Annotated in this window: 18 protein-coding genes; 7 read left to right on the top strand and 11 right to left on the bottom strand. The window is 72.1% G+C overall.

Features of this window, described 5'->3' with window-relative positions:
- Positions 1–11 precede the first annotated feature (11 nt).
- From SLINC_RS34915 to SLINC_RS34905, 3 genes are all read right to left on the bottom strand, one after another.
- Positions 12–578, bottom strand: a complete 567-nt coding sequence (locus tag SLINC_RS34915; RefSeq protein WP_067441908.1) for a hypothetical protein — start codon at positions 576–578, stop codon at positions 12–14.
- Positions 575–2,005 (bottom strand): sensor histidine kinase, encoded by a 1,431-nt coding sequence (locus SLINC_RS34910; RefSeq protein ID WP_067441905.1) that lies wholly within the window; start codon positions 2,003–2,005, stop codon positions 575–577. Before SLINC_RS34910 ends, SLINC_RS34915 begins: the two co-directional genes overlap by 4 nt.
- Before the next feature lie 77 nt (positions 2,006–2,082).
- Positions 2,083–2,775: a response regulator transcription factor gene (locus SLINC_RS34905; protein WP_067441902.1), complete on the bottom strand. Its 693-nt coding sequence runs from the start codon at positions 2,773–2,775 to the stop codon at positions 2,083–2,085.
- A 128-nt stretch (positions 2,776–2,903) separates the two neighbouring features.
- On the opposite strand from SLINC_RS34905, the gene SLINC_RS34900 reads away from it, so the two are divergent.
- Positions 2,904–3,776 (top strand): DUF3152 domain-containing protein, encoded by an 873-nt coding sequence (locus SLINC_RS34900; RefSeq protein WP_107406891.1) that lies wholly within the window; start codon positions 2,904–2,906, stop codon positions 3,774–3,776.
- Between the two features lie 23 nt (positions 3,777–3,799).
- Here the strand turns inward: SLINC_RS34900 and SLINC_RS34895 are convergent, their stop codons facing one another.
- Genes SLINC_RS34895 through SLINC_RS34885 form a run of 3 tightly spaced genes read right to left on the bottom strand, consistent with a single transcriptional unit; the run spans position 3,800 to position 6,848 of the window.
- Positions 3,800–5,083, bottom strand: a complete 1,284-nt coding sequence (locus SLINC_RS34895) for an ABC transporter substrate-binding protein (protein ID WP_067441898.1) — start codon at positions 5,081–5,083, stop codon at positions 3,800–3,802.
- A complete protein-coding gene (locus SLINC_RS34890) occupies positions 5,083–5,916 on the bottom strand; it encodes a carbohydrate ABC transporter permease (RefSeq protein ID WP_067441895.1) in 834 nt (277 codons plus the stop codon). The genes SLINC_RS34895 and SLINC_RS34890 overlap by 1 nt, the downstream gene beginning before the upstream one ends.
- Positions 5,913–6,848, bottom strand: a complete 936-nt coding sequence (locus SLINC_RS34885; protein ID WP_067441892.1) for a carbohydrate ABC transporter permease — start codon at positions 6,846–6,848, stop codon at positions 5,913–5,915. Before SLINC_RS34885 ends, SLINC_RS34890 begins: the two co-directional genes overlap by 4 nt.
- A 225-nt stretch (positions 6,849–7,073) precedes the next feature.
- Here SLINC_RS34885 and SLINC_RS34880 point away from each other — a divergent pair, with 225 nt between their 5' ends.
- The 4 genes from SLINC_RS34880 to SLINC_RS34865 all read left to right on the top strand — a co-directional run bounded on the left by SLINC_RS34880 (position 7,074) and on the right by SLINC_RS34865 (position 10,404).
- Positions 7,074–7,937, top strand: coding sequence for a phosphotransferase enzyme family protein (locus SLINC_RS34880; protein WP_067441889.1), 864 nt, complete (start codon positions 7,074–7,076; stop codon positions 7,935–7,937).
- Between the two features lie 91 nt (positions 7,938–8,028).
- Positions 8,029–8,634, top strand: coding sequence for an RNA polymerase sigma factor (locus tag SLINC_RS34875; RefSeq protein WP_067441886.1), 606 nt, complete (start codon positions 8,029–8,031; stop codon positions 8,632–8,634).
- Positions 8,631–9,191, top strand: coding sequence for a hypothetical protein (locus SLINC_RS34870; RefSeq protein ID WP_067441883.1), 561 nt, complete (start codon positions 8,631–8,633; stop codon positions 9,189–9,191). Before SLINC_RS34875 ends, SLINC_RS34870 begins: the two co-directional genes overlap by 4 nt.
- A 16-nt stretch (positions 9,192–9,207) precedes the next feature.
- Entirely contained in the window at positions 9,208–10,404 is a 1,197-nt protein-coding gene (locus SLINC_RS34865; protein WP_067441880.1) for an acyltransferase family protein, read from the top strand.
- A 22-nt stretch (positions 10,405–10,426) separates the two neighbouring features.
- Here SLINC_RS34865 and SLINC_RS34860 read toward each other — a convergent pair whose 3' ends face one another.
- Positions 10,427–11,335: a LysR family transcriptional regulator gene (locus tag SLINC_RS34860; RefSeq protein ID WP_067441877.1), complete on the bottom strand. Its 909-nt coding sequence runs from the start codon at positions 11,333–11,335 to the stop codon at positions 10,427–10,429.
- A gap of 94 nt (positions 11,336–11,429) precedes the next feature.
- Here SLINC_RS34860 and SLINC_RS34855 point away from each other — a divergent pair, with 94 nt between their 5' ends.
- Entirely contained in the window at positions 11,430–12,416 is a 987-nt protein-coding gene (locus SLINC_RS34855; RefSeq protein WP_067441874.1) for a DMT family transporter, read from the top strand.
- Positions 12,371–12,883, top strand: coding sequence for a YbaK/EbsC family protein (locus SLINC_RS34850; RefSeq protein ID WP_067441871.1), 513 nt, complete (start codon positions 12,371–12,373; stop codon positions 12,881–12,883). Before SLINC_RS34855 ends, SLINC_RS34850 begins: the two co-directional genes overlap by 46 nt.
- Positions 12,884–12,890: 7 nt before the next feature.
- Here SLINC_RS34850 and SLINC_RS34845 read toward each other — a convergent pair whose 3' ends face one another.
- The 4 genes from SLINC_RS34845 to SLINC_RS34830 all read right to left on the bottom strand — a co-directional run bounded on the left by SLINC_RS34845 (position 12,891) and on the right by SLINC_RS34830 (position 17,272).
- Positions 12,891–13,613 carry a 3'-5' exonuclease gene (locus SLINC_RS34845; protein WP_067441868.1) on the bottom strand — a complete coding sequence of 241 codons (723 nt, stop codon included), beginning with the start codon at positions 13,611–13,613 and terminating at the stop codon, positions 12,891–12,893.
- 109 nt (positions 13,614–13,722) lie between these two features.
- Positions 13,723–14,991, bottom strand: a complete 1,269-nt coding sequence (locus SLINC_RS34840; RefSeq protein WP_182449320.1) for an SAV2148 family HEPN domain-containing protein — start codon at positions 14,989–14,991, stop codon at positions 13,723–13,725.
- A gap of 72 nt (positions 14,992–15,063) precedes the next feature.
- A complete protein-coding gene (locus SLINC_RS34835; protein ID WP_067441861.1) occupies positions 15,064–16,386 on the bottom strand; it encodes a copper amine oxidase in 1,323 nt (440 codons plus the stop codon).
- A 55-nt stretch (positions 16,387–16,441) separates the two neighbouring features.
- The gene (locus SLINC_RS34830) at positions 16,442–17,272 is read right to left on the bottom strand and encodes a Tat pathway signal sequence domain protein (RefSeq protein ID WP_067441858.1); all 831 of its coding nucleotides are present in this window, start codon (positions 17,270–17,272) and stop codon (positions 16,442–16,444) included.
- Positions 17,273–17,414 lie beyond the last annotated feature (142 nt).

The raw sequence follows: 17,414 nt of genomic DNA, 5'->3' as shown, positions 1-17,414 counted from the left end.
ATCCGGCGTGTTCACCCCGGGCAGTCCGCACCGCTCCCCCGCACGCCTCGGCCGTCCGCGCCAGTGACAGTCACCGGCTTCGGTTCGGCGCCCGGTTCGGCGACGTGTTGCGCGGCGAGCGCGGTACAGATCAGCTGGTCCGCCGCCGGACCCGCCAACTCCCGTGCACGGATGGAGACTTCGACGGACAGGACGCCGCCCCGGGTGGTCACCGCGACGACGTCGGACGCGGGCGCCGCCTCCCCCGGCACCCCCGGCGGGCTCGTGGCCGGCGGGGTGACCAAGGCGGACGGGACGAGCATGGGCAGGGGCAGCCGTGTGGTCAGGCCCTTGGCTCGCTCCGCGTCGGTCGGGCCCTGGAGCAGGATCTCCAGGGCGGATTCGACCTCGATCGGCGCGGGCGTCCTGCGGGGTACGGAGACCAGGGCGCCATCGGCCACGAAGAAGACCCTGACCGTCGGAACCACTCCACTGGCGGGCCCGCCCGCCTCCACCACACCGGTCTCCGGGATACCGCAGGAGACGAGCGCGAACAGGGCGGGGACGACCAGCGACGCGGCCCGGCGTACGCCTCTCATCGCACACTCTCCGGGTCCGACTCGTCCCGTCGCAGAGGCAGTTCGACGGTGAAGACCGCGCCGCCCTCCGGCCGGTCGGCCGCCCGGACGGTGCCGCCGTGCATCCGGACGTTCTCGGCGGTGATGGCGAGGCCGAGGCCGCTGCCCTCGGTGCGGGTGCGGGCCGCGTCCGACTTGTAGAAGCGTTCGAAGACATGCGGCAGCACGTCGGCGGGGATACCGGGGCCGCTGTCCAGCACCTCGATGACCGCGCGGTCCTGCGTGCCGTCGCCGTACAGGCGCAGCAGGACCGGCCGGGCGCCGTGCCGCAGCGCGTTGCCGACCAGGTTGGCGACGACGACGTCGAGGCGGCGCGGGTCGACGCGCCCGCGCACGGTGTCGGGCGGGGGCAGGTCGGTGTCCACCCGGTCGGTCCAGGCGCGGGCGGCCAGGGTGCTTCGCAACGACTCGGCGAGGTCGATCTCGTCCAGGTGCAGCACGGCCGCGCCCGCGTCGAAGCGGGAGATCTCCATCAGGTCGTCCACCAGCCGGGCCAGCTTCACGGTCTCCTCGCTGATCAGCCGGACCGCGGTGGCGGTGTCCGGGTCGAGGCGGTCGGCGTCCTCGTCCAGGACGTCGGTGACCGCGGACATCGCGGCCAACGGGGTGCGCAGTTCATGCGAGACGTCCGCGGCGAACCGGCGGGCCCGCGCCTCCATGCCGCGCAGTTCGGCCACCGACTCCTCCAGGGCGGCGGCGGTCTCGTTGAACGTGTGCGACAGATCGGCGAGTTCGTCCGAGCCGTCGACCGCGAGCCGGGTGTCCAGCCGCCCTTCGGCGATGCTGCGGGTGGCGCGCCGCAGCGCGCGCACGGGGCGCAGCACCCCGCGGGCGGCGAGCAGTGCGAGCAGGACGGCGAGTCCGAGGGCGGGCACGGTGGCCCGTTCGACGGCGGTGACCAGTTCGTCGACGTAGGCGGCCTCCGTTCGCTGCGGCACCGACAGGAAGACCTGGATCCCGCTCGCGGCGGCGAACCCGGTGCCGGTCGCGGCGAAGGTGACCGACATGCCGACGACGAGGGAGGTGTGCTCGCCGGTGCTCACCCGCTGGAACACGGTCGCCCGGCTGGAGTCGACGGCCCGGCGCAGGGCCGGGGTCACCTCCTCGAACGGGTCGTCGGGGTCCGAGGTCGCCCGCAGGCCGCCGTAGACGACCAACACCCGCCAGGTCCCGGCCGGTTCGGCGGCGGCGACGTCGGTGGCGAGCTGCCGCAGGCCGGGCTCCCGGGGCGGGAAGGCGAGGTCGGGGGCGAGCCGGTCGACGTGGGTGCGGAGCAGCTTGATCACGGTGTCCTGGCTCTGCTGGAGCACGCCCGTGCGCGCCTCCCGGAAGGTCAGCGCGCCGGTGGTCGCGGCGGTGACCGCGGCGACGAGGGCGAACGCGATCACCAACCGCACGCGCAGGCCGCGCAGTTGCGGGGGCCCGAAGCGGGCCCGCGCTCTCCCCGGGGGCCGAACCGCCGGCCTCACCGGGAGACGAACCGGTAGCCGAAGCCGCGCACGGTCTGGATGTAGCGGGGCTCGCGCGGGGGTTCGCCCATCTTGGCGCGCAGCCGTTTGACGCAGGCGTCCACCAGACGCGCGTCACCGTGGTAGCTGTGCTCCCAGACCGCCTGAAGCAGTTGCTGCCGGCTGAACACCTGCCCCGGCGAGGCGGACAGGGTCAGCAGCAGCCGCAGTTCGGACGGGGCCAGTGCGACCGGTTCGCCCCGCCAGGCCACCGAGAGGCCGGCCCGGTCGACGGCCAGATCGCCGTAGGTGTCGATCTTCGGTATGCCGGCGTCGGCGGGCGAGCCCCCGGCCCGCCGCAGGACGGCCCGGATGCGCGCTTCCAGCACCCGTGCCTGCACCGGCTTGACCACGTAGTCGTCCGCCCCGGCCTCCAGTCCTACGACGATGTCCTCGTCGTCGCCCCTGGCGGTCGCCATGATGATCGGCAGCGTCTGGTCGAGGGCACGCATCCCCCGGCACACGTCCAGGCCGGGCATCCCGGGGAGCATCAGGTCCAGCACCACGACGTCCGGCCGGAAGCTCCGCAGCAGCTCCAGCCCCTCCTCGCCGGTCACGGCGGCGCAGACCTCGTGGCTCTGGCGACGCAGGGCGAGGGCGACCGCCTCCCGCACGGCTCGGTCGTCTTCGATCAGCAGAACGCGTGGCATGCGCTCAGTATCCGCAGATCCTTCACAGGCCCGGGAGGCTGTTACCGGATGATCACATGAAGGACCGTTATCCGTTCGTTACCGTCCGGGCCAGATCCGATCACATCGCGGTCACAGCCTCTACGACCATGACCGCGCACCGAGCAACTCCGTCCCGCACCCGGCGCCGCAGGAGCGGCGGCCCCGCGCACGCCCCCGCGCGCGGGCGGAAGAGGACGCGGACGCTGTGGGGCGGCCTGACCGCGGTGGTGCTGCTGGGGGCGACCGGGTTCGCGGCCGTGGGGTGGACGTCCGGGGCGGGGGCCGGTACCGGTTCCGTTTCCGGGCGGGAGGGGAGCGTCACCGATGCCGGTACTGATGCCGGTACCAGTGCCGCGCCGTCGGCCAGGCCGTCGACCGAACCGTCCGCGAGCGCGCCCCCGAAGCGGCCCGTCATCCCGGCCTCCGGCCCTGGCACGTTCACCACCGCGCCCGGGGGAAGCGCCAAGGTGGGGACCGGGACGGCGCTGCGCTACCGGGTCGAGGTCGAGGACGGTCTGAAACTGTCCGCCGCGGACGTCGCCGAGCAGGTGGAGCGCGTCCTGGCCGACCGGCGCGGCTGGACGGCGGACGGCCGGTCGGCGTTCCGGCGGGTCTCGGGCGGCGGCACCGACTTCGTCGTCCGCGTCGCGACCCCCGCGACCGTGGACAAGATCTGCGGGCAGTACGGGCTGGACACCGGCGGCGAGGTCAACTGCAACGTCGGCGACCACGTCATGGTCAACCTCAAACGCTGGGAACTGGCCACCCCCGTCTACGCCGACGACGTACCGGCCTACCGGGCGCTGATCATCAACCACGAGGTCGGCCACTTCCTCGGCCACGGCCATGTCACCTGTCCCGGCCCGGGGAAGCCGGCGCCCGCGATGATGCAGCAGATAAAGGGCATGAAGGGGTGCGAGCCCAATGTCTGGCCGTACGACGAGGACGGGACGTACCTCACCGGGCCCGCGGTGCCCTGAGCCGGTGTCGTCCCCCGGCCGGCTCAGCGCTGGTAGCGGGCGAGCACCAGGTTGCCGTCGTCCTCCAGCCGTTCACGCAGTTCGCGCAGTCCGATCGCCCCGCTGTAGTACTCCTGGAACGCGGGTGTGGCGACCTTGTCCTTCCACTCGGGATAGCCGCGCACGGACTGCGCGGGCGCCGACCGCAGGTGCGCGGCGAGGGCGGTGCCGGTCGCCCAGCCGTTCTCGGCGGTGCGCAGGGCGGGGTCCTTCAGCGCCCGGGTGCCGGTGGGCAGCATCCAGTCGCCCAGGGCCAGCCGGACCATGTTCTGCGGCCGGAGCAGGAAGTCGATGAACGCGACGGCCTCCTTCTGGTGCGGGCTGTCCTCCGCGACGGACAGGGTCTGCGGGCTGACGCCCTGGGCGAGCCCGTCGGCGCCGGCGGGGGCGGGCAGCACCTGCCACCGGAAGCCCTTGGGTGCCTGCTGCGCGATCTGCTGGCGGTAGGAGAAGCCGAGCGGCACCATGGCGTACTTGCCGCCGAAGAAGCCGGGCAGGGTGTCCGAGCCGCCGCTGCCGAGGGTGGTGGGCGAGGCGCTGTGATCGGTGTTCGCCTGATCGTGGATCGTCCGCGGCACCGTCTCGTCGGCGGCCTCGAAGCGGATCGTCACCTTGCCGTCCGCGCCCCGGTGGAAGAGCCGGCCGCCTGCCGACAGGGACAGGTTGAGCGTGGCGGAGACGGGTTCCTTCAGCGGCCAGGCGACGCCGTACTTGCCGTCGCCGGCGCTGAGCCGATCGGTGATGTCCCTGAACTCCGCCCAGCTCCACGGGTGTCGGGGCGTCGGGATGCGTACGCCGGACTCCTTCAGCCACGTGGCGTTGGCGATGAGAACGCGCGGTTCCTGGAGGAAGGGGACGCCGTAGACGCCCTCGCCGAAGGTGGTCGCCTCCCAACTGCGCTGCGGGATGTCGGACTTGAGGCGGGCGGGCAGCAGGTCGGTGAGGTCGGCCAGGTAGCCGCCGTAGGCGAAGTCCGCGAGGTCGTCCGAGGCGTCGTGGATGATGTCGGGCGCCTCGCCGCCCTCGAAGGAGGTGAGCAGCTGGTCGTGGACGCTGTCCCAACTGCCCTGGACGTACTCGACCTTGACGTCCGGGTGGGTGGCGTTCCACTCCTTCACCAGTTCCTGGTTGGCCTCGACGGACTCCTCCTGCCAGGCCAGGGACTGGAACCGGAGGGTGACCGGGCCGGTGCCGGAGCCGTCGCCGCCGCTCGTGCAGCCGGCCAGCAGCAGGACCAGGGCCAGAACGCCCGCGAGTCTGGTGCGCATCAGCTCTTCACCGCCCCGGTGAGCATGCCGCCCGTGATCCGTCGTTGGATGATCGCGAAGACGACCAGGGAGGGCAGGGTCGCCAGGAAGGCGGCCGCCGCCAGCGGTCCGAGGTCGGCCACGCCCTCCGCGCCGATGAAGTGGGTGAGAACGACCGGCAGGGTCTGCTTCTCGGGCGTCTTCAGCAGCACCAGTGCGAAGAAGAACTCGTTCCACGCCGTGATGAACGCGAACAGCGCCGTCGCCACGATCCCCGGCGCGAGCAGCGGCGCCGTCACCGACACCAGGGTCCGCAGACGCCCGGCCCCGTCGACCGCCGCCGCCTCCTCCAGCTCGGCGGGCACGGCACGGACGTATCCGACGAGCATCCACAGCGAGAACGGCAGCGCCCACACCACGTACACCAGCACCAGCCCCGGCAGGGAGTTGATCAGACCCAGGTTCTTCAGCACCAGGAACAGCGGGATGATCACCAGCACGAGCGGGAACGCCTGGCTGACCACCACCCACCCCGTCGCGGCCTTCGCGAGCCGGGTGCGGTGCCGGGCCATGACGTAGGCGAGCGGGGTCGCGATCAGTACGGCGATCAGGGCGGCGCCGAGCGCGGCGAGCAGGGAGTTGCCCGCGGCCCGCAGCAGCGGCTGTTCGTCGAAGGCCTGCCGGAAGTTGTCGAGCGTGGGCTCTTGGGGGAACCAGGTCGGGTGCAGACTGCCCAGTTCCCGCGGCGACTTGAAGGCGATGGAGACGAGCCAGAGGAAGGGAAGGGCGAGGAAGACGAGATACGCGAGCAGGGCCGCGTACTGGCCGATCCGGCCGCCGGTGCTGGTCCTCATGTGTCGTCGCCTCCCCTGAGCCGGCCCACCAGGAAGAGGGCGAGCAGGACCGAGATCAGCGCGACCATCACACAGCCCATCGCCGCCGCGTAGCCGAACTGGCCGTAGCGGAAGGCCTCTTCGTAGGCGAAGAGCATGGGCAGTCGGGTGCGGCCGCCGGGTCCGCCGCTGGTCAGGACGTACACCAGGGCGAAGGAGTTGAAGTTCCAGATGAAGTTGAGCGCGGTGATCGCGAAAGCGACCGGTCGCAGCGCCGGCCAGGTGACCGTGCGGAAGCGGCGCCAGGCGCCGGCGCCGTCCATCGCGGCCGCCTCGTGGAGTTCACGCGGGGTGTTCTGGAGGCCTGCGAGCAGGGCGACCGTCGTCTGGGGCATGCCCGCCCAGACGCCGACGACGATCACCGCGGGCAGGGCGGTGCCGAGGCCGCTCAGCCAGTCGCGGCCGTCGCCGAGCCCCAGGTCGCGCAGGGTCTCGTTGAGGACACCGGCGTCCGGGCTGTAGACCAGCCGCCACATCACTCCGACGACCACCTCGGGCATCGCCCACGGGATGATCGCCAGGGCGCGGGCCAGCCAGCGCAGCTTCAGGTCCTGGTTGAGCAGGAGGGCGAGGCCGAGCGCGAGCAGGAACTGCGGGACCGTCACCCCGACCGCCCAGACCAGGCCGATCCGGAACGACTCCCAGAACAGCGTGTCGTGCAGCAGGTCCTGGAAATTGAGGGTGCCGATCCACTGGGTGGAACGGGTGCGCCCCGACTGGGCGTCGGTGAAGGCCAGCAGGATCCCGTAGAGCAGGGGTCCCACACTCAGTACCAGGATCGGGATCAGCGCGGGCAGCACCAGGAACCAGGCCCCGTGGTCGACGGGCCGCCGGCCCCCGTCGGCCCCTGGCGCCCCCTGCGCCGACCGCTTCGTCGCGGTCACCAAAGTCACGTGAGCGGCTCCTTCGCACGACTCGTCACGTGCCGGACCCGTCGGGCCCACGTCATGGTCGTGAACGCGGTGGACGGCGTCAAGGCAGCGCGCACAGGGCCCGACCTGTGCGAATGCGACACTGTCGGTCGGTTGTCGGGTTCAGGACACGGTGGTGGCGGATTCACGCCACCGTTCGCGGACGCGTACGAAGACGGACGTATATGAGGGCTGGGAGGCCGGACGATGGACGAGGCACGGGCGCGGGACGTACTGGCCGCGGCGGGCGTACTGCCCGTCCCGGCGCGGGAGGCGCGGCTGCTCGCCCTCGGCGAGAACGCGGTGTTCGCCGCCGGTGACCTCGTCGTCAAGGTGGGCCGCGACGCCGAACTCCTCGACCGGGCGCGCCGGGAGCTGTCCGTCGCGGTGTGGCTCGCCGAGGCGGGCGTGCCGGCGGTCCGGGCCGCCGAGACCAAGCCGCTGCTGGTCGAGGGATGCCCGGTGACGGTGTGGCACCGGCTGCCGGAGGCCGTACGGCCGGCCGAACCACGGGATCTGGCCGAACTGCTGCGGCTGGTGCACGTCCTGCCCGCGCCGCCCTTCGCCCTGCCGCCCCGTGAGCTGCTGGGCGGGGTCGAGCGGTGGCTGCGGCTCGCCGGCGACGCGATCGACCCGGCCGACGCCGCGTATCTGCGCGCGCGGCGCGACGGATTCGCCACCGCCGCGGCCACCCTCACCCCCCACCTGCCGCCGGGGCCGATCCACGGGGACGCCCTCCCCCGCAACGTCCACGTCGGTCCGGACGGTCCGGTCCTGGTCGACCTGGAGACCTTCTCCGGGGATCTGCGCGAGCACGACTTGGTGGTGATGGCCCTGTCCCGGGACCGCTACGGGATGTCCGCGGCCGCCTACGACACGTTCACCTCGGTGTACGGGTGGGATGTGCGGGAGTGGTCGGGCTGTTCGGTGCTGCGGGGCGCCCGGGAGACGGCGAGCTGCGCGTGGGTGGCCCAGCACGCGCCGGCCAATCCGCAGGCACGGGCGGAGTTCGAGCGGCGGGTGGCCTCCCTGCGGGACGGGGACGAGACGGTGCGCTGGTATCCGTTCTGAGCTGATCCGAGGGCTCGCGCTGTAACGCTTTTCGCGTCCCGTTCCAAGAACAGGTGAAAGCGGGGGAGCCGCCGATCAGGAGGGGACATCCGTGGATGACGCGGAACGGTTACGGGGTGGACCGGCTGAGGCGGTGCGTGACCCACGGCTCTTCGAGGAGTTCTACCGGCGCCATGTCGACGCGGTGCTGCGTTTCGTGGCCCGGCGGGTGGACGACCCCCACACCGCGGCCGACCTGACGGCCGAGATCTTCCTCGCCGTCCTCGACTCGGCCCACACCTACCGGCCGCGCCTCGGCAGCGAGACGGCCTGGCTGTACGGCATAGCGCGCAACGTCGTCTCCTCGGAGCGCCGCCGGGTCGCGCGGGAGGCCGAACGCGATCTGCGCGTCTCCGGACGGCGGTTGCTGGAGCCCGACGACATCGCCCGGATCGAGGACAAGCTCGACGCGGAGAGCCCCGGGCGGCACGTCCTGGCCGCGCTCGCCCGGCTTCCCGAGGGCGAGCGGGCCGTCATGGAACTCATCGCGGTGGACCAGCTCACGGTCACCGAGGCCGCCGCCGCGCTCGGCATCCGCCAGGTCACGGCCCGGGTCCGGCTGCACCGGGCGCGCAAGGCGCTGCGGGAGGAGACGGATCCTCCAGGAACGGAAGCGCCGGACACATCGCTGTTGTACGTCGCGAGGGGGGAAGCATGAGCACGCGGACGACGTTCGAGGACCGGCTGCTGGACGAGCTGAAGAAGGAGATCGGGCGGCACGAGCGGAAGGCTTCCGTACGCCCCTTGTTCGCCCCCCGCCGGATCGCCGTCGTGGCGGCGGCTTGCGCGGCGGCCTGGCTCGGCACGGTGGCCGTGCCCGGCTCGCCGGCCGACTCCACGGCCTTCGCGGTGGAGCCCCGCGACGACGGCAGCATCATGCTCACCGTCAAGGCCCAGACCATCAGCGTCGGGGCCCAGCGCGAGCTCAGGACGAAAGTGAGTGCGTGGGGCATCCACGTCACCATCGACCTGCTCGCTCCCGGTTATGTCTGCGAGCGCAGCAAGGTCACCCCGCTCGTGGGGGTCGACCAGCAGGGCAACCGGGTTCCCATCATCCCCCTCAAGGCCGGCTGGGACGTCGCCCTGCGCCCGGGCAACGTCCTGGCCTTCGAGAACACCAGGGGCGCTTCCCGGCCGCGCGCGGTCGAGGTCTACAAGACCAGGGCCGAGGCCGAACCCTGTGTTCCGGTCAAGGTCACCCTGCCGGACGACTAGGCACATGGAGCACCGGATGCCGGCCGGTCCGTCGCGACTGGCATGGCTGGACGCCCTGCGCGGCCTCGCCGCACTCGTCGTGGTCTTCGACCACTCCTCGTACACCTTCATGGCGGACTTCCGGCGGGAGTTGATGCCGCAGTTCAACACCAGCCGCTACGGCATCATGGTGTTCTTCCTGGTGAGCGGCTACATCATCCCCGCGTCGCTGGAACGCCGGGGCTGCGTCCGGACGTTCTGGATCGGACGGATCTTCCGCATCTACCCCCTGTGGGCGGCCGTCGTCGCGCTGCTCCTCGCCGTCGGCTTCTCGGGGTTCGCGGAGATGCGCGATTTCGGCGGACAGAGCACGGTCATGGTGGTCGTCGCCCACGCCACCATGCTCCAGGAGTTGCTGGGCACGCCCAACCTCCTGCTGATCCTGTGGACCCTCTCCTACGAGATGGCCTTCTATCTGCTGGTCGTCGCTCTGTTCACGGTCCGGCTCCAGCAGCGGTCCGCGGTGATCGCCGCCGTCCTGGCCGTGCTCGCCGCCGTGAGCGTGGCGGCCGGGGTCGTGGTGCCGGTCTCCGCCCTGTCCGGCAGGGTCGGTACCGCTCCGCTGATCGCGTTCGCCTCGATCGCCATGGTGATCGCCGTCTGCTGCGCGAGCGCCGGGTCAGGAGTGGTCCGGATCTTCGGGGGCGTGCTGGGCGGGGTCCTCGGGCTCGGCCTGGTCGCGTTCAACGGCACGGTCCCGCTGTGGGAGGGCCTGGTGATCCTCGCCGTGATGTTCCTCGGCACCGCGGTCCACCGCGCCGAGAGCGGCCGGAGCACCTGGCGGTGGGCGGCGGGCACCGCCGTCGTGGTGGTCGCCTCGGCCGTGGGGAGCGCGTACCGGTACGGCGACGGCCACCACTTCACCCGGCGGGGCTGGATCGTGGCGTTCCTCCTGGCCGTGCTCACCTTCGGCGCCGGACTGGCCTCGCGCCACCGCCGCGTTCCGCGGCCACTGACCCGGCTGGGGACGATCAGCTACTCGCTCTATCTGGTGCATCCGGTCCTGCTGGCCGTGATCGACGGCACGGCCGGGCGACGGCGGCAGGACAGCCTCGCGCTCGAAGCGGCGTTCTTCGTGGTGCTGTTGCCGCTGTGCGTGCTGACCCATCGGTACGTCGAAGCGCCGGGCCGGAGGTGGGGGCGTCGGATGGCGGAGCGGGTGCGGCCACCCTGACGAGCGCGGGCCTCGCGCCCCGCTACGACGTCACCTGGTCCTGGATCGTCCGTGCCGCTCGGCGCAGCTCCGTCAGGACCGTGCGGACCGCCCTCCTGGCCGTGCGCTCAGGGCGGTACAGAGCGTCGATGTGGCGTCGGGCCTGTACACCGCTGAGGGGTCTCAGGACCAGGGCCGGGTGGCGGCGGGAGGTCCAGCGGGGCATCAGGGCCAGGCCGCCGCCCGCCGCCACCGCCTCCGCGGCCACCGCGAACTCGTTGATGCGGTGGGCGAGGTGGAGCCGACGGCCCGCCGCCGCGGCGATCGCCTCGATGGTGGCCATGACCGGGAAACCGTCGTGGACGGTGATCCACGGCTCGCCGGCCACGTCACGCGGGGTCACCCGGCGCCTGGTGGCGAGTGGGTGGTCCACGGGCATGGCCACGTCCAGCGGCTCACGCAGCAGCGTCGTCGCGGTCACCGTGTCCGGCCAGGCCGGGGCGTGGTCGAGGCGGTGGGCGAGGACCAGGTCGTACTCCCGGGTCAGCCGGGGGAAGTCGTCCTGGACGACGTCCTCGTCGGCCAGCGCGAGCACCGGGCGCCCTGGGCCCGCGAGCGCCCGCAGGAGCAGGGGGAAGAACGCCGCGCCCGCGCTGTGGAAGGCCGCCAGCGACACCTCGCCGTCCGGTCGGGCGACGAACTCCTCGACCGTGTGCCGGGCGCGTGCCAGCGCCGTCTCCACCTCGATCGCCGCGCCCGCCAAGGCCTGCCCGGCGTCGGTGAGCACCAGCCGCCGTCCGTCGCGCTCGGTCAGCGGCACCGGGATCGCGCGCTGGAGCAGGCGCAGCTGCTGCGAGATCGCCGACGGTGTCACCAGCAGCGCCTCGGCGACCGCGGTGACGCTGCCCAGTTCGCCCAGCTCCCGCAGGATCCGCAACTGCCGTTCGTCCACCTCCTCAGTGTAGGCAGACTGTGAAGCTCTGCTAAAAGATCGTTTTAGGAAGTGGTGCTGGGCTTCATGGACCCTCGCGGTGCACGGTGGGCGGGTGTCCGATGCCCGCCGTACCGACGCGGTACTCCTTGTGGTCGCGCTCGTCTGGGGTTCCAGCTATCTGTCCGCCCAGACCGCCGTCGCCGCCCTCCCCGTCCTGCTGGTCCTCCTCGTGCGGTACGCCCTCTCCGCACTCGCCTGTCTCGGTCTTCTCGCGGCCCGTGCCGGAGCACGGTCCGGTCCGCGCCGGTGGACCCGCGAGGAGCTGAAGGCGGGTGTGCCGCTCGGTGTCACCCAGGCCGCCGTCCTGGCCGTGGAGACGTACGGCGTCGCCCACACCACCGCCGCCAACGCGGGCCTGATCATCAGCCTGACCATCGTCCTCACCCCCTTCCTCGACCGCGCCGGCCACCCCGGCGGACTGCCTCCCGCCTTCTACGCCGCCGCCGGTGTCTGCGTCCTCGCCGTCGGGCTCCTCATGTCCGGCAACGGCTTCCACGCGCCCCGTCTCGGCGACCTGCTGATGCTCGGCGCGGCCGTCGTCCGGGCCGGCCATGTGGCGCTGGTCGGCCGGCTCACCACGGGCCGGGCGGTCCGGCCCCTGCACCTCACCACCGTGCAGACCCTCGTCGGCACGGCCCTGTTCCTGGTGCCGGCGGCACGCGATCTGCCGGACCTCGCCCGCACCGACGCGGCCACCTGGACCCAGCTGCTCTATCTCGCCCTGTTCTGCAGCGTGTTCGCCTTCCTCGCCCAGACCTGGGCGGTGCAGCGCACCTCGGCCAGCCGGGCCAGTCTGCTGCTGGGCACCGAGCCCGTCTGGGCCGCCGCGGTGGGCATCGCCCTGGCCGGCGAGCACTTCACCGCGGTGTCCGGTCTGGGCGCGGTACTGATGGTCGCCGGCACGTACTGGGGGCAGGCCGTGGAGCGCGCCCATCGCACGACCGCCCCGCGACGGGCCGAAGGCCACCCCACCGAAACCGACAAGGAACCCCGATGCCCGACCACGACACCCGCGCCTACGACACCTACGACCGTCTGATCGCCCTGCTCGACACGTCCTCCGTCGACTACAAGCTCATCGACCACGAACCCGAGGGCACCACCGAGGCCGTCAGTGCGCTGCGGGGCCACTCCACGTCCGAGGCCGCAAAGTGCATCGTGCTGCGGGTCAAGGTGGACCGGCGCACCACCCGGCATGTGCTCGCTGTCGTCCCCGGGGACCGGCGCGTGGACCTGGACGCCGTGCGCACGCTGTTCGCGGCCCGGTATGTCGGGTTCAGCGATGCCGGGACGGCCGAGCGGCTGGCCCGTGCGGTCCCCGGCACGGTGCTTCCGTTCAGCTTCGACACCGAGTTGGAGGTCGTCGCCGACCCGGCTGTCGTGACTCGGCCCCGGCTGTACTTCAACGCCGCCCGACTGGACCGGTCGCTGTGTCTGTCGGGCGCGGACTACGAGCGGACCGCGCGCCCCCGAGTGGAGGCCATCGCCGCCCCGGTGCCGGAGTGAATCCCGCTCACACCGTCTCGTCGGCGAGCTCGCGCAGCGGCCACACGCCGTCGACCACCGCCGCCGCGTCGCCCTTGCGGCGCAGGAAGCTCTGGAAGTCGGCCGCCCACTCGGCGTACCACTCGATCTGACGGAGGTGCAGTTCCGCCGGGCCGAGGGCCGCGACCTTGGGGTGGCGGGCGGCTATCGCGCAGGCCAGCCGGGCCGCGGCGAGGGCGTCGGCCGAGGCGTCGTGGGCGGAGCCGAGCACGATGCCGTACTCCTCGCAGACCGCTTCGAGGTTGCGCTTGCCGCGGCGGTAGCGGTCGACCCGGCGGTCGATGGTGTACGGGTCGATGACGGGGGCGGGGTCGAGGCCGCCGAGGCGGTCGCGCAGGGACGGCAGGCCGTGGCGGCGCAGTTCGGCGGAGAGCAGGGTCAGGTCGAAGGCCGCGTTGTAGGCGACGACCGGCACGCCCGTCTTCCAGTACGTCGTCAGGACGTCGGCGATGGCGTCCGCCACCTGGTCGGCGGGGCGGCCCTCGGCGCTCGCGCGCTCATTGCTGATGCCGTGCACCGCCACCGCGTCCGCCGGGATCTCCACGCCCGGATCGGCCAGCCACTCCCGGCGCCCCATGGGCTGTCCGGCTCTGACCTCGATCACGGCACCCGTGACGATGCGCGCCTCGCGCGGATCGGTCCCGGTCGTCTCCAGGTCGAAGCCGATCAGCAGCTCCCGGTGCCAGCCCATGGGCGGTCCCCCTTCTTGGTGGTGCTTTCCCCCAGTGGTCTCCACCTTCCCATGGGCCACTGACAATCAGAGGACCGCGTTCCGCTTGGCCGGACCGCACGGGGACGGTTCAGGACACCGGGCGCGAATCCGCCCAAGCCAGCTCGAACTCCTCGCGATACGTCGGGAAGAGACCGCTCTCGTCGACTTCGCCCGGCTTGACCAGCCTGCTCCCGCCGCGCAGCACCAGGACCGGTGCCTCCATCCCCCGTGAGCGCCGCAGATACGACTGCACCACGGCGATGCCGTCCGAGCCGTCGCCGTCGACGAGGTAGGCCGTGAAGCGGGGTGTCTCGTCGTAGACCTGGATCTCGAAGGCCCCGGGATCGCGCAGCTTCGAGCGCACCCGGCGCATGTGGAGGATGTTCATCTCGACGGATCGGCTCAACTCGCCCCGTTTCAGGCCGAGTTCGCGCTCACGCCGTTTGACCGCGCTGGAGGCCGGGTTCAGGAACAGCAGCCGGACCCGGCAGCCGGACTCGGCGAGGCGGACCAGGCGGCGGCCGGAGAAGTTCTGCACGAGCAGGTTGAGGCCGATACCGGCCGCGTCGAGGCGGCGGGCGCTGCCGAAGATGTCCTCGGCGGGGAACTGCCGCAGCAGCCGCACCCGGTCGGAGTGCACGGCGACGACGTCCGCGTACCGGTCGCCGACGAGTTCCTCGACCGCGTCGACGGGCAGCCGGCGCGCCGAGGGCACGTCGCCGCCCGTGCCGAGCGTCTCCAGCAGCCGCGCCGAGGCCCGCTCGGCCTGGCCCAGGACGGCCTCGGACAGGGCGCGGTTGCGGGAGACGACGTTGCGGGTCACCTCCAGCTCGTCCAGGGCGAGTTCGAGGTCCCGGCGGTCGTCGAAGTACGGCTCGAAGCAGGGCCAGTGCTGCACCATCAGCTCGCGCAGCTGCGGCAGGGTGAGGAAGCTGAGGACGTTGTCGTCGGCCGGGTCGAGCAAGTAGCCCTTGCGGCGGCTGACTTCGCGTACGGCGACGGCGCGCTGGACCCACTCCTGGCCGGCAGGTCCGGCGGCGGCGACCACCCAGTCGTCACCGTGGACGGGTTCGTAGATGGGGCGCAGCACCGCGGCCACGACGGACCGCAGCCGCTGTTCGACGAGGTTCAGCCAGATGTAGGCCCGGCCGGCCCGCTGGGCACGGGTGCGCACCTCGCGCCAGGCGTCGGCGTCCCAGTCCAGCTCCGGCCCGATGGCCCCCGCGTCCATCGGCCGGGCCAGGGACACCGCGCCGGGCGGGACGTCTGCGGAGTTCCCCTCGTGACCCTCGTCACCAGGGGGCAGCTCCAGCCCTCCCGAGCCCACCCGCGCACCGCCTTCCGCTCCCCCGAGCATCCCCGTCCCAACGATCAAGGAAGGGTACTCCGGGAGCGGTCGGCGGTGCAGCCGGATGGACAGGGTCAATTCTCAACCCCGGTCCTCCCAGTGCCCGTTCTGCCAGGCGAGGTCGGCGGGAGTGAGCGGATTCATAGCGGTGACGTCGCGCGGGACGACGGAGAAGCCCTGCCAGTGGACCGGCATGGGCTGCTGGTCCTCGTCCCTGGCGATGTGGTGGAACCCGATGTTCATCCAGGCCACCGGGTGCGTGAGGTCCTGTCCGTCGACCCATTTGTCGACGGACTTGCCCGCTCCGGCGCCGCAGGCACCGGGGTTGTGGGTGGCGAACAGCTCGCACCGGTTGTACTGGGTGAAGTAGAGGTCGTGCTTGGTGTAGCTGCGGCCCGGGTATTTGGTGGAGGCGCCGGGGACGATCTCGTAGGACCGCGCGTGCCCGTCCTTGTTCCTGCCGATCGCGCTGACCACCCGCCACCAGCGGTACGGCTCGGCGTCGCCGGCGAGTTCCTTGGTGACCTTGGTGCGGGTGGTCTTGGTGGTGGGTGCCTCCTGCCCGGGCGCGGGGGCGGTGACGGCCGAGTCGTACTGCTCGACGCGGTTCCTGGAGGAGCCGTCGAGGCCGAAGTCGAGCCGCCAGAAGGCATTGTGGCTGTGGCTGGTGGCGGCGGCCTTGCGGCCCTTGCCGATGGGCCAGCCACGTCCGTCGCCGGCGTCGTAGTCGTCCCAGGACAGGCTGCCGGTCGCCCCGACGTTCATGTGGAGGGTGCCGTCGTCCTGGAAGCGCCACTCGGTGATGTACTCGTACCAGCCGACCTGGTTGACGGTGTAGACGAGCAGGTCCTTGCCCTGGGCCTGGTGGACCTTGCTCTCGGGGTCGGTCTGCATGCGGTAGGCGTGGCCGCGGGAGCGGGTGGTGGAGCACAGGCCGGTGACGTCGGAACTCGTCTCGTTCCAGGCGTCCATGACCTTGACGCTCCTGATGGTGCCGCCGGGGCACTCGGCCGGCGCCAGGGGCATCAGGCCCTGGGCGAAGCCCTCGCCCGTCAGGTCGTCGTACTCGTGCTGTCCGTCGTCGTAGGGGACGTGGATCTGGCCGAGCCGGGCGCTGTTGAGGACCTTGATCGGCCGGGTCTCGCCCTTGGGCTGGTAGGAGATGTTCTCCAGGACGAGTCCGGCCTTGTTGTCGTAGCGCCAGCACATCCGCCAGGTGGTGCCGCCGGCGAGCTTCTGCTCGATGCGGTAGGCGGCGCTGCACTCGGCGGCGGCCGCCGCGGGGGCGGCCTTCGGTTCGGCGGCGGCCGGGGCGGTGCCGGTGGTCAGTCCGGCGGCGAGCCCGGCCACGGTGAGGCCCACGGCCGTCCGCCGGCGGGCAGGGCTGAGTCTGTTCACGCGCATGAAGAAGTGACTCCCTTGCAGGAGATGCGGGGTGGAAAAGTGGACGGAGGCGGGTTCAGCGGCCGAGGTCGACGACCTTGCGGGCGCTCAGGTCGACCACCAGGGACCGGGCGTCGATCCACGGCCCCTTGTCGACCTTCACGAAGAGCCGCACGCACCGGTGCTCGCCGCAGCTGTCGAGCGCGGCCGGCTGGGCGCCCGCACTGGCGCGGTAGATCCCGCCGCTGAGCCGGAGCTGGTCGGTGGAGGTGAGGTCCTTGCCGGTGGCGTCCTTGTAGTCCGCCTTGAGGCCCGCGCCGAGCGGGTCGGCGAGCAGGAGGTTCGCCGCCTCGATGTTCTCGGCCCGGCTCGGCGGCGGCTGGACGCCGCGCTGGGTGTCGGTCCGTACGACCTTGCCGCTGTCGAGGTCGACGGTCCTGGTGACGAGGGTGTCGTCCCGGTAGTCGTAGAACGTGACGTCGGCGCGCCGGGGCGCGTCCGCGGCGTCGACCTCGTCGGCCTCGGGCTCGGCGAGGTCCACGGTGAGGCGCTGGGGGCCGCGCTCGCCCTCGACGTCCTCACTGGTGGTGAACAGCTGCTGGTTCACGGCGAGTTTCTCGACCCGCGTGATCTCGTCGCCGGTCAGCGGGTCGCGGCCCTGGCCCTTCTCGCCCTCGGCCGGGGCCTGGGCGACGACACCGGGCTCGACGGCGGCGCCCGGCCCCTGCCCCTGTTCCTGGCCCTGTCCCGCCTGCTGTGCGGCCCGGGTGCCGCCGCCGGTGCCCCCCGTGTCGTCGGCCCCCGCCGTGCCCGGCAGGGTGATCCCGATCATCACGGCGGTCCCGGCCACCGCTATGGCCGCACCGGCCACCACCTTGCCCAGATGACGGTGCACTAGCTCGCGCACATCTTCCCCCTACTCCCCCTGCTTCCCCGGGAGTACGTTTTCGCCCCATTGGTTCGGCACACGTCACTCATGTGAGCGGCGTATGCACTGGTCGCTCGGTAAGAGGGACGTAAGTCATAGGTGGTTCCCTCACTTTCGGGGA

Source organism: Streptomyces lincolnensis (assembly GCF_001685355.1).
Classification (GTDB): domain Bacteria; phylum Actinomycetota; class Actinomycetes; order Streptomycetales; family Streptomycetaceae; genus Streptomyces; species Streptomyces lincolnensis.
Note: the sequence above shows the minus strand (reverse complement) of the source record. Positions and strands in the feature narration are given on the sequence as shown.

Bases quoted from the DNA above. Each gene is read 5' to 3' on its own strand.
- SLINC_RS34915 (WP_067441908.1), bottom strand. From the start codon at position 578: ATGAGAGGCGTACGCCGGGCCGCGTCGCTGGTCGTCCCCGCCCTGTTC.
- SLINC_RS34905 (WP_067441902.1), bottom strand. From the start codon at position 2,775: ATGCCACGCGTTCTGCTGATCGAAGACGACCGAGCCGTGCGGGAGGCG.
- SLINC_RS34900 (WP_107406891.1), top strand. From the start codon at position 2,904: ATGACCGCGCACCGAGCAACTCCGTCCCGCACCCGGCGCCGCAGGAGC.
- SLINC_RS34895 (WP_067441898.1), bottom strand. From the start codon at position 5,083: ATGCGCACCAGACTCGCGGGCGTTCTGGCCCTGGTCCTGCTGCTGGCC.
- SLINC_RS34890 (WP_067441895.1), bottom strand. From the start codon at position 5,916: ATGAGGACCAGCACCGGCGGCCGGATCGGCCAGTACGCGGCCCTGCTC.
- SLINC_RS34880 (WP_067441889.1), top strand. From the start codon at position 7,074: ATGGACGAGGCACGGGCGCGGGACGTACTGGCCGCGGCGGGCGTACTG.
- SLINC_RS34870 (WP_067441883.1), top strand. From the start codon at position 8,631: ATGAGCACGCGGACGACGTTCGAGGACCGGCTGCTGGACGAGCTGAAG.
- SLINC_RS34865 (WP_067441880.1), top strand. From the start codon at position 9,208: ATGCCGGCCGGTCCGTCGCGACTGGCATGGCTGGACGCCCTGCGCGGC.
- SLINC_RS34850 (WP_067441871.1), top strand. From the start codon at position 12,371: ATGCCCGACCACGACACCCGCGCCTACGACACCTACGACCGTCTGATC.
- SLINC_RS34845 (WP_067441868.1), bottom strand. From the start codon at position 13,613: ATGGGCTGGCACCGGGAGCTGCTGATCGGCTTCGACCTGGAGACGACC.
- SLINC_RS34840 (WP_182449320.1), bottom strand. From the start codon at position 14,991: ATGCTCGGGGGAGCGGAAGGCGGTGCGCGGGTGGGCTCGGGAGGGCTG.
- SLINC_RS34835 (WP_067441861.1), bottom strand. From the start codon at position 16,386: ATGCGCGTGAACAGACTCAGCCCTGCCCGCCGGCGGACGGCCGTGGGC.